The 13,113-nt window shown below is 70.5% G+C and carries 12 protein-coding genes; 7 read left to right on the top strand and 5 right to left on the bottom strand.

Translation table 11 applies throughout. From position 1 onward, the window contains the following. The first annotated feature begins 3 nt into the window (after positions 1 to 3). From LTT61_RS04220 to LTT61_RS04205, 4 genes are all read left to right on the top strand, one after another. On the top strand, positions 4 to 1,251 hold the full coding sequence (locus tag LTT61_RS04220) for an ABC transporter substrate-binding protein (protein WP_233018611.1): 1,248 nt from the start codon (positions 4 to 6) through the stop codon (positions 1,249 to 1,251). Positions 1,252 to 1,330: 79 nt separating this feature from the next. Beyond that, positions 1,331 to 2,404 carry a dihydrodipicolinate reductase gene (locus tag LTT61_RS04215; RefSeq protein ID WP_233018610.1) on the top strand — a complete coding sequence of 358 codons (1,074 nt, stop codon included), beginning with the start codon at positions 1,331 to 1,333 and terminating at the stop codon, positions 2,402 to 2,404. A 126-nt stretch (positions 2,405 to 2,530) separates the two neighbouring features. Next, positions 2,531 to 3,595 (top strand): dihydrodipicolinate reductase, encoded by a 1,065-nt coding sequence (locus LTT61_RS04210; protein ID WP_233018609.1) that lies wholly within the window; start codon positions 2,531 to 2,533, stop codon positions 3,593 to 3,595. Positions 3,596 to 3,701: 106 nt separating this feature from the next. Beyond that, positions 3,702 to 5,045: a flavin-containing monooxygenase gene (locus LTT61_RS04205; RefSeq protein WP_233018608.1), complete on the top strand. Its 1,344-nt coding sequence runs from the start codon at positions 3,702 to 3,704 to the stop codon at positions 5,043 to 5,045. An 88-nt stretch (positions 5,046 to 5,133) separates the two neighbouring features. On the opposite strand, the gene LTT61_RS04200 is transcribed toward LTT61_RS04205, so the two are convergent. The 3 genes from LTT61_RS04200 to LTT61_RS04190 are packed head-to-tail and all read right to left on the bottom strand — an operon-like array spanning position 5,134 to position 8,091. Further along, on the bottom strand, positions 5,134 to 6,435 hold the full coding sequence (locus LTT61_RS04200) for an amidohydrolase family protein (protein ID WP_233018607.1): 1,302 nt from the start codon (positions 6,433 to 6,435) through the stop codon (positions 5,134 to 5,136). Between the two features lie 13 nt (positions 6,436 to 6,448). Next, entirely contained in the window at positions 6,449 to 7,678 is a 1,230-nt protein-coding gene (locus LTT61_RS04195; RefSeq protein ID WP_233018606.1) for an amidohydrolase family protein, read from the bottom strand. Positions 7,679 to 7,698: 20 nt separating this feature from the next. Continuing rightward, positions 7,699 to 8,091: a pyridoxamine 5'-phosphate oxidase family protein gene (locus LTT61_RS04190; protein ID WP_233018605.1), complete on the bottom strand. Its 393-nt coding sequence runs from the start codon at positions 8,089 to 8,091 to the stop codon at positions 7,699 to 7,701. Between the two features lie 115 nt (positions 8,092 to 8,206). Here LTT61_RS04190 and LTT61_RS04185 point away from each other — a divergent pair, with 115 nt between their 5' ends. Beyond that, positions 8,207 to 8,623: a Zn-ribbon domain-containing OB-fold protein gene (locus tag LTT61_RS04185; RefSeq protein WP_233018604.1), complete on the top strand. Its 417-nt coding sequence runs from the start codon at positions 8,207 to 8,209 to the stop codon at positions 8,621 to 8,623. 13 nt (positions 8,624 to 8,636) lie between these two features. Continuing rightward, on the top strand, positions 8,637 to 9,785 hold the full coding sequence (locus tag LTT61_RS04180; RefSeq protein ID WP_233018603.1) for a thiolase family protein: 1,149 nt from the start codon (positions 8,637 to 8,639) through the stop codon (positions 9,783 to 9,785). A 79-nt stretch (positions 9,786 to 9,864) separates the two neighbouring features. Here LTT61_RS04180 and LTT61_RS04175 read toward each other — a convergent pair whose 3' ends face one another. Both LTT61_RS04175 and LTT61_RS04170 read right to left on the bottom strand, forming a co-directional pair. After that, positions 9,865 to 10,662 carry an SDR family NAD(P)-dependent oxidoreductase gene (locus LTT61_RS04175; protein WP_233018602.1) on the bottom strand — a complete coding sequence of 266 codons (798 nt, stop codon included), beginning with the start codon at positions 10,660 to 10,662 and terminating at the stop codon, positions 9,865 to 9,867. A gap of 10 nt (positions 10,663 to 10,672) precedes the next feature. Continuing rightward, positions 10,673 to 11,752, bottom strand: coding sequence for a phosphotransferase family protein (locus LTT61_RS04170; protein WP_233018601.1), 1,080 nt, complete (start codon positions 11,750 to 11,752; stop codon positions 10,673 to 10,675). 290 nt (positions 11,753 to 12,042) lie between these two features. Here LTT61_RS04170 and LTT61_RS04165 point away from each other — a divergent pair, with 290 nt between their 5' ends. Then, positions 12,043 to 13,101: a porin PorA family protein gene (locus LTT61_RS04165; protein WP_233018600.1), complete on the top strand. Its 1,059-nt coding sequence runs from the start codon at positions 12,043 to 12,045 to the stop codon at positions 13,099 to 13,101. Positions 13,102 to 13,113: the final 12 nt, after the last annotated feature.

The raw sequence follows: 13,113 nt of genomic DNA, 5'->3' as shown, positions 1-13,113 counted from the left end.
GTCATGTCCCCCTTCACCCGCACCCGGTGGGCGGCGCTGCCGTGCCTCGCCCTCGCGGCCGCGTTGTTCGCCTCCGGCTGTTCCGGCGGTGCCGATTCGGCGGCGACCCCGGCGGACAAGTCCGTGCTCGGGCAGCCGAACAAGGCCACCGGTGCCCCGGTGCGCATCGGATTCGTCACCACCGGCCCGAAGGCGCCGGTCTACACCGAGGAGCTCGAGGTCGCCACCGCGACGGCCGCCTACATCAACGACTACCTCGGCGGGATCGATGGCCGCCCGATCGAGCTGATCACCTGCGAGGACGAACTCCAGGTGAGCCTGGCGCGCAACTGCGCCAACAAGTTCGTCCAGTCCGACGCGGTCGCCGTGGTCAGCGGTGAGCTGAACAGCGCCGACACCATCACCTCGATCACCTCACCGTCCGGGATGCCCTACGTCACCGCGGCCGGTGGGCAGCAGTCGCTGCTGCTGCCGAACACCTATGTGCTGATCAACGCGCTGAACTCGCTGGCGGGCGTGCCCGCCGCCTACGCGAAGCAGCAGCAGTACAGGAAGGTCGCCATCCTGACCGTCGATTCGCCGACCGCCGTCGAGCCGCTGCGCCAGCTCGGGCCGTTCGCCTTCGGCAATGCCGGCGCCCAGCTCGACGTGGTGCCGGTGCCGCTCGGCACCGCGGACATGACCCCGCAGGTCCAGGCGGCGCTGGCGAAGCAGCCGGACATGTTCCACCTGCTCGGCGACGTCTCGTTCTGCACCGCGGCGCTCAAGGCCATGCGGACGCTGAACACCACGCAGCCGGTCATGACGGTCACCCAGTGCGTCGGCGACGCCGATGCCGCCGCGCAGATCCCGGGTGGGTACTCCGACGTCCGGGTCATCGCCAATACCGTCTTCGACCCGGCGCAGCCGGACACGAAGATCTTCGACGCGGTGGTCGACGGCTCGGGCGCGAAGGATCCGCGCAAGGCGGCGTCGGCGTTCCGCGCGCTGCTCGGGCTGCACTCCGCGCTGAACGGCGCGCAGGGCGAGCTCAGCAGGCAGTCGGTGATCGCCCGGCTGAGCGCGATGCCCGAGCCCGCACCGCTCTCGCTCTCCGGCGGGGACACCTTCCAGTGCGGCAGCAAGCCGGTCCCCGTGGTCCCGAACATCTGCTCCAGCGCCGGGCTCGTCGGCCGGGCCGAGGAGGACGGCACCCTGGTCGACGTCGAGCCCATCGACACCGGCGCGATCTTCACCATGCCCGGCCGCTGACGGCAGGCGAGGGAGGGAAGTGGGCAATGCCCGAACCCCGACGGGTCCGGGCCGATTTTCGAGATCGAGGCAGGAAGAAATGCGCACAGTAGTCCAGTTCTCCACGGGTAATGTCGGGCGGCACTCGCTGCGGGCCATCATCGGCCGCCCCGACCTCGAGCTGGCCGGGGTGCACGCCGCGAGCCCGGCCAAGATCGGCCGGGACGCCGCCGAGCTCTGCGACTGGAGCGAACCCACCGGCATCATCGCCACCGACGATGTCGAGGCGCTGCTGGCCCTGCGGCCGGACTGCGTGGTCTACACCGCGCTCGCCGAGACCAGGCCGGTGGAGGCGATCGACCAGCTCTCCGCCATCCTCGCCGCCGGGATCAACGTGGTCGGCTCGTCGCTGGTGTGGATGGCCGCCCCCCGGCACGCCGAGGACTGGGTGCGCGAGCCGCTGGAGAAGGCGTGCGCCGCCGGCGGCTCCTCGCTGTACATCAACGGCATCGACCCGGGCTACTCCGGCGACACCCTGGTGCACACCGCGCTCAGCCTCGCCGCCAGGGTCGAGGCGGTCGCGGTGCAGGAGATCTTCGACTACGGCAACTACGACGACGCCGAGTTCACCGGCGCCGCCATGGGATTCGGCGTCGCCGAGGACGAGGAGCTGCCGCCGCTGTACCTGCCGGGCGTGGTCGAGTCCATGTGGGGCGGGCAGGTGCGCAGCCTGGCCGCGGCGCTCGGCATCACGCTGGACGAGACCAGGCAGCGCACCGAGCGGTGGTTCACGCCCGAGCGCATCGACTGCACCATGATGACGGTGCTGCCCGGGCAGATGGCCGCCGTGCGGTTCGCCACCGAGGGTGTGCTGAACGGGAAGCCGGTGATCAGCCTCGAGCACATCAACCGCCTCACCCCGGCCGCCGCGCCGGACTGGGACTACCCGCCGGACGGCCACACCGGCGTGCACCGGGTGGTGGTCGACGGCGATCCGCGGGTCGAGATCAACACCCACGTCTCGCACCCGCTGTTCGACGCGACCGACGCGGGCTGTATCTCGACCGCCGCCCGGGTGGTCAATGCGATCGACTGGGTCTGCGCCGCTCCCGCCGGGCTGGTCTCGGTCGAGGACATTCCGCCGGTCGCGGTCGTCAAGGGCCTCGTCTGGTGAGCACCGCGCGGAAAGCCGCTGATTGGACAGCTGTCTATAGTAGTGTCCAGATGGAGTGAGCCCGCCAGTGGCGCGCGCATGCGCAGGTCGACTGCCTGCCGACCTGCTCCGAAAGGTGACCATCCCATGCCGGACACCATCGCGCCCGCCCCGCTGCGGGTCGTCCAGTGGACGACGGGCAATGTCGCCCGCGCCGCCGTCCCCGCCGTGCTGCGGCACCCCCTGCTCGAACTCGTCGGCTGCTACGCCTGGTCGCCGGAGAAGGCGGGCCGCGATGCCGCGCTGCTCTGCGGCCTCCCCGAGCCCTGCGGGGTCGAGGCCTCCGCCGACATCCCGGCGCTGCTCGCGCTGCGGCCGGACTGCGTCGTCTACACGCCGCTGCACTTGGACGCCGAGGTGGTCGAGCGGCTGCTGCGCGCGGGGATCAATGTGGTGACCACCGCGGAGTTCCTGACCGGCCACAGCGTTCCCGGACTGCGCGAGCGGCTGGACGCCGCCGCCCGCGCGGGCGGGGCGAGCCTGTTCGGCAGCGGCATGAACCCGGGCTACACCCAGCTGCTCGGCGCGGTCGCCACCGGAATCTGCAGCGAGGTGCGGCACATCAGGACGGTGGAGTCCGTCGACGTCAGCCACTTCGCCGCCGACTCGAACATGGACGCGCTCGGCTGGGGGCGGCCGCTGCACGATCCCGGCCACGCCGACGATGTGCGCGCCGCGGTCGCGGTCTTCGAGGACGGCGTGTACGTCCTGGCGGACTGCCTCGGCATCGCACTCGACGCCGTCGAGTGCCGCGTCGAATTCGCTGCCGCGAAGCGCGATCTCGACCTGCCGGGGCGGCCCATCGCGGCCGGGACCGTCGCCGGGCTCGACGTGCGGTTCGTCGGCATCAGCGCGGGCCGGGAGCTGATCGACCTGCATCAGCGCTGGGTGATGGACCACGAGGTGGAGCCGCCGATGCCCGCCGAGCACGGGTACCGGATCGAGGTCGACGGCAACCCGAAGGTCACGCTGACGCTCGGGCTGCTGCCCGACCAGCCGCTGGACACGCTCACCGCCGCGGACCTGCACGGGATCGGCATGCGGATCACCGCCATGCCCATCGTGCACGCGATTCCGCACGTCGTCGCCGCGCGGCCCGGCATCGTCACCTACGCGGACCTCCCGGTGCCTGCGGCCCAGCACTTCCCGTGAGCGGCTCTTCGATCGATGCCCGCAGAACCTCCGGTTCCCCCTGCCGACAGCTGACCGTTTGCCATACTATTCTACATACCGAAATGCCAACAGAAGGTGTGTCGAAATGGGAGCGTTCCGGCCGTCTTCGACGGCGATCATCGGCGCGGGCATCGCCGGGCTGACCGCGGGGAAGATGCTCGCCGACTACGGCGTTCCCTACACCTGCTTCGAGGCGTCCGACCGCATCGGCGGCAACTGGGCCTTCGGCAACCCGAACGGCCACTCCAGCGCGTACCGGTCGCTGCACATCGACACCTCGAAGTACCAGCTGTCCTTTCGCGACTTCCCGATGCCGCAGACCTACCCGGACTTCCCGCACCACAGCCTGATCAAGCGGTACCTGGACGACTACGCCGCCTCCTTCGACCTGCTCGACACCATCGAGTTCGGCACCGCGGTGGTCCGCGCCGAACACCACCCGGAGGGCGGCTGGACGCTGCACCTCGGCACCGGCGAGCAGCGCGAGGCCGAGTTCCTCGTGGTCGCCAACGGGCACCACTGGGACCCGCGCTTCCCCGACTTCCCCGGCCGCTTCGACGGGGAGGTGATCCACTCGCACGCCTACATCGATCCCGCGCACCCGCTCGACCTGCGGAACAGGCGCATCCTGGTGGTCGGGCTCGGTAACAGCGCCGCCGACATCACCGTGGAGCTCTCCTCCCGGGCGCTGGGCAACACCGTGTACCTCTCCACCCGCTCCGGCTCCTGGATCGTGCCGAAGTACATGGCCGGGCGGCCGGTCGACAAGTACGGCGCGGCCCTGCCCTTCGTCCCGCGCCCGGTCTACCGCGCGGCGGTGAACGCCTTCGCCGAGTTCATCTCCGGCAACCCCGAACGCTGGGGGCTGCCGCGCCCGCGGCACCGGTTCCTGGACGCGCACGGCACCCAGTCGGTGGAGCTGCCGCTGCGGCTCGGCTCCGGCGACGTGCTGCCGAAGCCGGACATCAGCGAGCTGGACGGCACGCTGGTGCGCTTCACCGACGGCAGCAGCGCCGAGTTCGACGTCATCATCTACGCCACCGGGTACAACATCACCTTCCCCTTCTTCGACCCGGACTTCCTCAGCGCGCCGGGCAACCGCATCCCGCTCTACAAGCGGATCCTGCGGCCGGGCACCCCGGATCTGGCCTTCGCGGGGCTGGCCCAGTCGGTGCCGACGCTGTTCCCGTTCGTGGAGTGCCAGGCCAGGCTGATCGCCGCCTACGCCGCGGGGGAGTACCTGCCGCCACCGGAGGCGGAGATGGAGCGGGTCGTCGCCGAGGACGAGCGGCGCTACCTCGGGCACGTGCTCGACCGGCCGCGCCACACCCAGCAGGTGGAGTTCTTCCCCTACGAGCGGCAGCTGCGCCTGGAAGAGTTGCCGCGGGGCCGGGCCAGGGCACAGGCCGTGGAGCTGGTGAACCGTTGAGGGACACGACCTTCGAGTCGGTGCTCGCTCCCTTATGACCCCGAACAGCCCGGACATCCCGTCGGATCTCCGGGCTCGCCCGCGTGGGCTATTCGGCGGCCTGGTGCGCGGTGGCCGCGTCGATCTGCGAGCGGAAGGCGGCGAGCTTCTCCGCGGCCGTGGTCTGGTGGCGGCTCAGCGCCCTGATGCTGACGTCGTGGCCTGCCGAGGCGGCGCGCAGCGCGCCGACGGTGGCCTTCTCCCGCGGCACGTGCGCGAACGGGTCGAAGGAGTACCACCTCAGGGCGTTGCGGTGGGTCATCTTGGCGATCTCGTCGTCGGTCACGTTCTCCGCCTCGAAGACCGCGCTCAGCTGCTCGGGGGCGCCGGGCCACATGGAGTCGCTGTGCGGGTAGTCCATCTCCCAGGCGATGTTGTCGATGCCGATCTCGTTGCGCAGCCGCACCCCGATCGGGTCGCTGATGAAGCAGGTCAGGAAGTGGTCGCGGAAGACCTCGCTGGGCAGCTTGCCGCCGAAGTCCTGCATGGTCCAGGTGGAGTGCATCTCGTAGGTGCGGTCGACGCGCTCCAGGAAGTAGGGGATCCAGCCGGTGCCTCCCTCGGAGAGCCCGATCTTGAGATCCCGGTACTCCTTCACCGGGCGCGACCACAGCAGGTCGGCGGCGGCGGAGACGATGTTCATCGGCTGCAGCGTGATCATGACGTCGGGCGGGGAGTCGGCGGCGGGGATCGAGAGCTTGCCGGAGGAGCCGATGTGCACGTTGAGCACGGTGTCGGTGTCGACGAGCGCCTTCCACAGCGGGTTCCAGTACTCGTTGTGGAAGCTCGGGTAGCCGAGCGCGGCGGGGTTCTCGGTGAAGGTGAGCGAGTGCACGCCCTTCTTCGACACCCGGCGCACCTCGGCCGCGCAGAGCTCGGCGTCCCAGATCACCGGCAGCGCCATCGGGATGAAGCGGCCGGGGTAGGCGCCGCACCACTCCTCGATGTGCCAGTCGTTGTAGGCCTGCACCAGGGCCAGCGAGAAGTCCGAGTCCTCGGTGGCGAAGAGCCGGGCGGCGAAGCCGGGGAAGGACGGGAAGTTCATCTGCGCCAGCACGCCGCCGGCGTTCATGTCCTTGACCCGCTCGTCGACGTTGTAGCAGCCGGGGCGGATCTCGTCGAGGCCCTCGGGTTCGAGCCCGTACTCCTCCTTGGGGCGGCCGGCGACGGCGTTCAGCGCGACGTTCGGGATCACCCGGTCGCGGAACTTCCACATGTCGGCGCCGTTGTCCATGCGCACCAGCCGGGGCGCGTCCTCGGCGTACCTGGCGGGCAGCCTGCCGTCGAACATGTCGGGCGGTTCGATGATGTGGTCGTCGACGCTGACCAGGATCATGTCGTTCTTGTCCACGGGTGGTACTCCTCTACACGGTGGCGGCGACGGGGGGTTTGCGGGCGGCGGGGTCGGGGTTCTCGATCGGCAGCCCCAGGAACCGGCGGGCGTTGTCGCCGAGGAAGTCCCAGGTACGCCGCTCGTCCATGCCCTCGGCGTACTTGCGGTACGCCTTGGGCTCGGGCAGCCCCTCCGGGTGCGGGTAGTCCGAGCCGAACATGACCCGGTCCCAGCCGACGGTCTCGACCACGTCGGCGACCGAGCCCTCCCAGAACGGGCTCACCCAGATATTGCGCCGGAAGACCGCCAGCGGGTCCTCGGGGAAGTTCTGCGGCATCTTCCTGGTCAGATCCTCCAGATCGTGGAAGAGCGGATGGATCCAGGAGCTGCCGTTCTCCACGCTGGCGATGCGCAGCTTCGGGAACCGGGTGAGCGTGCCGTGGCAGATCAGGCTGCCGATCATGTCCGAGATCTCGCGGTGCCCGAGCGCCAGCCAGCGGAACGAGCTCATGGCCATGAAGTTCTCGGTGGCCGGCGGCTCCCACCTGTTCACGTACTCGTCCAGCGGGGGCTGGCTGGCGTGCAGCACGATCGGCAGCCCGGCGGCCTCGACGTCGCGCCAGAACGGGTCGAACTCGGGCAGCGCGGGGGAGCGCCAGCCGTTGATGCCCTTGACCGGCGCGGGTTTGATCAGCGCGACCCTGGCGCCGTTGTCCAGGATGTACTCCAGCTCGCGCCGGGCGCCGTCGACCTCGGCGCAGTTGATGATCGGGGTGCTGAAGATCCGGTCCCGGTACGCGTAGCCCCAGTGCTCGAGCATCCACCGGTTGAGCGCGTGAATGATGGCGAGGGTGAGCCGGGGGTCGTCGGCGGCGGAGTGCTCGACCAGGCTGGCGAGGGTGGGGTAGTTCAGCGTCTCGCGCACGCCCTGCCGGTCCAGCTCGGCGATCCGGTCCGCGGGGTTGCGGGTGGCGGCGGGCGCTTCGATGGCCGATCCCTGCATCTCGCGCAGGGTCAGCCCCTCGGTGTTCTCCCCGGCGAAGAACTTCTCGTGCGCGCCGGGCGCGGCGACCCGGTCGAAGGTCGGGTTCGGGATGAAGTCGGTGATCCGGCCGTTGATGGCGAGCCGGGTGTGCCGCCCGATCTGCACGTACTGCACCGCCCGGCGGTACTGCTCGGGCAGGAACCTGGTGAGCGCGTCGGCCGTCTCGTACATGTGCGAGTCGGCGTCGAAGATCGGGATGTCGGCGGCCTGGGTCATAGCGGGGTTCTCCTTGGCGGCTATTTGGCGACGAATCGGGTCGCGTCGAGGATCAGGACGACGCGGTCGTCCACGTCGTCGGGGGGACCGCCGTCGGGGTCCCCGTAGCGCCGGCCGAGCTCGGCGTAGAACGCGCCGTCCTCGTCGCCCTGCACGGTCACCAGCCAGCCCCTCGCCTCCAGGCAGCGGGCGGGTGCGTCCGGATCGGTGAGCACGAACGAATAGTTCGGGTTGGCCTGCAGACTCGTGAACTTCTTGCGCGGGATGGTGTGGCTCATCCGCAGGTGCGCGCCGTCCCACTGGAAGCGCATGGGGGACTGGTCGGGCGACCCGTCGGGGGTCACCGTCGCGAGGATGCCGACGATCGGGCGGTGCAGCAGATCCTCGAGTCCGCCCGGAATCCTCGAACTCATCGATATCACCTCGCAACGGGTAGGTCGAAACGTTTACGGTTGATATTACCGTAAGCTACCATTCCAGCTGCCGGCTTCGGGAGTCGCACACCCATCGGTAGATTCGAGGAGAACGATGCAGCGGATGATCGCACCGGAGATCTCCACCTGGCCGGAGCCGGATTTCCGGCTCGTCGGCGGCGCCTGCGGTGCCTGCGGTGCCACGGTGTTCCCGATCCAGGAGCTGTGCCCGCGGTGCAGCGAGCCCGCGATCGAGAGCGTCGCCTTCCCGCGGGAGGGCACGCTGATCGCCTGGACCACCCAGGGATTTCTGCCCGGCGCGCCCTACCTGGGCGACGAGACGGCGCGGACCTTCACCCCGTTCGGGGTCGGGCTGGTGCAGCTCGGCGATGCCATCCGGATCGAGGGCAGGCTCACCGAGAACGACCCGGAGAAACTGGAGTTCGGCATGCGGGTCGCGCTGACGGCGGTGCCGCTCGGTACCGACGCCGCGGGCGCCGATGTGCTCACCTTCGCCTTCCAGCCGCTGTAGATCGGGAGTTCAGATGAGCAACGATGTCGCGATCATCGGTGTCGGCCTGCATCCGTTCGGCCGCTTCGAGGGCAAGACCGCCATGCAGATGGGGGCGGAGGCGATCCGGGCCGCGCTGGCCGACGCCGGGCTGGTGTGGAGGGACATCCAGTTCGCCGTCGGCGGCAGCTGGGAGGTCGCCAACCCGGACGCGATCGTGAGCCTGATGGGGCTCACCGGAATCCCGTTCACCAACGTCTTCAACGCCTGCGCCACCGCGGCCGCAGCCACCGAGGCGGTGGCCGACGGGATCCGGCTCGGCAAGTACGACATCGGCATCGCGATCGGCATGGACAAGCACCCGCGCGGCGCCTTCACCGTCGACCCGACCCTGGTCGGGATGCCGAAGTGGTACGGGGAGAACGGCCAGTACCTGACCACCCAGTTCTTCGGCATGAAGGCCAACCGCTACCTGCACGACCACGGCATCTCGCAGCGCACCCTGGCCAGGGTCGCGGCGAAGAACTACCGCAACGGCGCGCTGAACCCGAACGCGTTCCGCCGCAAGCCGGTCGCCGAGGACGACATCCTGGCCGCGCCGATGCTCAACTACCCCCTCACGCACTACATGTTCTGCGCCCCGGACGAGGGCGCCGCCGCGGTGATCATGTGCCGGGCCGACATCGCCCACCGCTACACCGCCAAACCGGTGTACGTGCGCGCGGTCGAGATCCGCACCCGCAGCTACGGCGCCTACGAGGTGAACACGACCTACGCGCCGGTGCGGGAGGAGGCCGCCCCCTCGGTGCACGCCGCGCGCGCGGCCTTCGAGTCCGCCGGGATCTCCCCGGCCGACATCGACATCGCCCAGTTGCAGGACACCGACGCGGGCGCGGAGGTCATCCACATGGCCGAGGCCGGGCTGTGCGCGGACGGCGACCAGGAGAAGCTGATCGCCGAGGGCGCGACGGAGATCACCGGCTCGCTGCCGGTGAACACCGACGGCGGGCTGATCGCCAACGGCGAGCCGATCGGCGCCTCCGGGCTGCGGCAGCTGCACGAGCTGGTACTGCAGCTGCGCGGGACCGCGGGGGAGCGGCAGGTCGCCGGTGCGCCCAAGGCGGGCTTCGCCCTGCTCTACGGCGCACCGGGCACCGCGGGCGCCACGATCGTCACGACCTGACGAACGCCGGGAATAGTCGGTTGTTCTTCCATCTTCACAACTGATCGGAGGACGGCATCCTCGCAGCGAAGCGGCCCCGTCAGGTGAAATCGGAGCCGCCGTCGACGTTGATGTCGGCGCCGGTGGTGTAGGAATTGCGCCGCGAGGCGAGGAAGGTGACGACCGGAGCGATCTCCTCCGGCCGTCCGGCGCGCGGCATCTGCGCGGGGTGGCCGAAGTGCGCGCCGATCGCCCGCATGAGTTCGTACGGGTCGTCGGTGTGCACGCCGGCCGAGCGGGCCCAGTCGAGCAGCGCCGGGGTGACGAAGGTGCCGGGGGAGACCACGTTGACGAGGATCTCCTCGGGCGCGAGCAGCAGCGAGAGGTTCTTGGAGACGCTGGTGACCATGGCCTTGGCGGCGGTGTAGGCCACCAGGTTCACGCTCTGACGCTGGGTGGAGTGCGCCGAGAAGTTGACGATGCGCGCCCATTCGGCGCGGCGCAGCAGCGGCAGCGCGGCCTGCACGCAGTGCACCATCGGCATGGCGCCGTAGTCGACGGCTTCGCGCCAGCTGTCCGCGCTCAGCGTCTCGAAGCTGCCCTGCACGTTCGGGCCCGCGGTGTTCACCAGGGCGTTGAGGCTGTCGTCCCAGCGCTCGCCGAGCTCGGCGAAGACCCGCCGCACGGCGGCGGGATCGGCGGCGTCGGCGGCGAGCCCGACCGCGTCCGGGCTGCCGCGCTCGGTCAGGTCGCGCGCGGCGGCGGCCACGTCGGCGGCGGTGCGCCCGACCACCGCGACGCGGGCGCCCTCCTCGGCCAGGCAGCGCGCGGTGGCGAGCCCCATCCCGCGGCTACCGCCGACGACGACCGCGGTCGCGTCGCGCAGTCCAAGATCCACGGCCGGTCGCCTAGGCGGTCGCGCCGGCGGCGCGCACGAGGTCGAGGGTGCCGAGCTCGCGGATGGCACGGCAGCTGCGGCGCAGCATCACCCGGAACAGGTCGTCGCCGCGCTCGGTGCTCGCGGCGAAGGCGGCGCCGAGCGCGATGATCAGCGGCCCCTGCAGCATGCCCAGGCGGTAGTCGGCCAGGCAGGTCTCCAGGTCGTAGTCGCGCACGCCGTGCCGGAGCAGCTCCGCGTGGTAGGCCGCGACCAGGCGCTGCTCGGTTGCCGCGCGCAGCTCGGGGTCGAGGCAGGTGCCGATGAAGTAGGCCAGGTCGCGGGCGGGCAGCCCGACGCCGAGCGTCTGCCAGTCGACGACGAAGAGCCGGTCGGCGTCGAAGAGCAGGTTGTCGAGGCGGTAGTCGCCGTGCATGAGCGCGTAGCGGCCGGTGTCGGTGCACAGCCACGGCCCCATGAGCTCGAGCGCGCGCCGCAGCGTCTCCCGATCGGCGTCGTCCAGGAAGGGGCCGAAGCGCTCAAGGATGGCGGGGGCGACCATGTCGACGACCTGTCCGAGCCCGCCCGCCGCCGCCACGTCGCCCGGCTTGGGCATGGCGCCGACCGGAAGGGCGAGCCAGGCCGGATCGCACCAGCTCGGGCCGTGCAGCCCGGCCAGCGCGGTCACCGCGCGGCGCGCGGTCTCCTCGTCGCAGCCGGAGACCTGGTCGCCCTGCTGCGCGGGGTCGAGGTCGTCGAGCAGCAGCACGTACTCGGAGCCGTCCCGGTTGATCGCGCTGTGGTGACAGCGCGGCACCGGCACGCTGGTGCGGTGCGCGACGCCGGCGTAGAACTCGACCTCGGCGAGGTAGCCGAGCGTGACCCCGGCGCGCACCGCGTCGTCCTGCGCGGGCAGCTTCGCCACCAGGGTGCGCGGGTGCCCGGCCGGGGCGGGGTAGTCGACGGTGAGCCGGTAGGTGGCGCCGGTCTGGCCGGTGCCGACGGGCGTGACGACCACGCGGTCGACGGCGACCGGGGTGGCGCCGCCGAGCACCGCACCGAGCCAGCTCGGCGTCAGGTCGTCCGGGCCGCGCGGGATTGCTGGGGTCATGGTCGTCCTCCAAGACTGCACTGTAATGGCAACGGTACAACTTACCGTTACTTCGGAGGCCTCGGGCCGGGTTGGCGCGGAACAAGCTGTGCTCAGCTCAACGGTAAGTGCTCTCCGCGGGAAGCGCGGCCGGATCCCGTGGGAGCCGGTCGACGGCCGCCGGGTCTACCTGCCGTGATCCCGAATTCGAAAATCCCCGTGGCGGAATGTGCTTCGTTTGCTAACGGTGTCGTAACGATTGTGACTACGGTCGAGCCACTCGTCTTTGTCGAAATAGGGAGTGTCGTTCTGTGACACGCAAGATTCTCGTTTCCGCCCTCGCCGTCCTCGGTGTCCTATTGGTGGCCGCGGCCGCGTTCGCGCCCGGTCGGCTCCGGGACTCCGCGGTCCGGGTGCCCGCCGATTTCACGCAGGAGACCGTGCTGGTCGGCACCGCGAGCCTGCTCGACCGGTCGAGCGTGATGGTGCCCGGCCCGCTGAAGGTGGACGACGGGACCGAGATCCGGATCGACACCACGACGAAGGCCGAATCGAGCACCGACAGCGGTGATCTGGTGGTGCGCACCGAGGCGAGGGGCGTCACCGGCGCGGGCACCGAGTTCCACACCGCGATCGATGTCGTGACCGTCGACCCCGGCACCAGGATCGCGGTCGCCACGCCGGAATCCACCATGCGGGCACCCGCGGCCGCGTCGGCCAAGCCGACCCCCGTGCGCACCGGGACGTACTGGACCTTTCCCGCCGACACCGCGCGCGGCGACTACTCGTACTTCGACACCGCGACCCTGACCCCGGTGACGGCGAAATATCTGGATGCCGACCGCGAGATCGAGGGGCAGCAGCTGCTGCACTTCCGCTTCGAGGTCACCGATTACGACATGGCGGGCTCGCCCGCGAACAGCCAGCCCGCCCGGCTCCCGCTGCCCGCTTCCAAGTGGGGGCTGCCCGGTGACGAGCTGGTCGTCGGGAACCTGTACTACACGCTGGTGCAGGACATGTGGGTGGAGCCCGTGACCGGGTCCGTCATCGACACCGTCGTGCAGCCGACCTCGTACTTCGGCTCCGCGCCCGGCGATCCGAACAAGGTCGTGGTGTACGCGGGCGAGCTGCGATTCACCCCGGAGACGGTGGCGTCGCTGGCGCGGACCGCGCAGGACGGCCGGGACTCGCTGCGGCTGGTCTTCGTCTACGTGCCGATCGGCATCGCGGTCGTCGGCGGGCTGCTCGTCCTCTTCGCGGTCTACCTGGCCGTCCGCGGACGGCGGCCGGGGGGAACCGGCGGTGGCACCGGGGCGGCACGCACGGCTACCGCCGAGGACCGGACGGCCCCCGTCGCAGCCGGCAGCTGACCTCGGGCAGGT

Origin of the sequence: Nocardia asteroides (assembly GCF_021183625.1) — a bacterium.
Lineage (GTDB): Bacteria > Actinomycetota > Actinomycetes > Mycobacteriales > Mycobacteriaceae > Nocardia > Nocardia asteroides_A.
The sequence above is the reverse complement of the archived record's forward strand: the minus strand, read 5'-3'. Positions and strand labels throughout refer to the sequence as shown.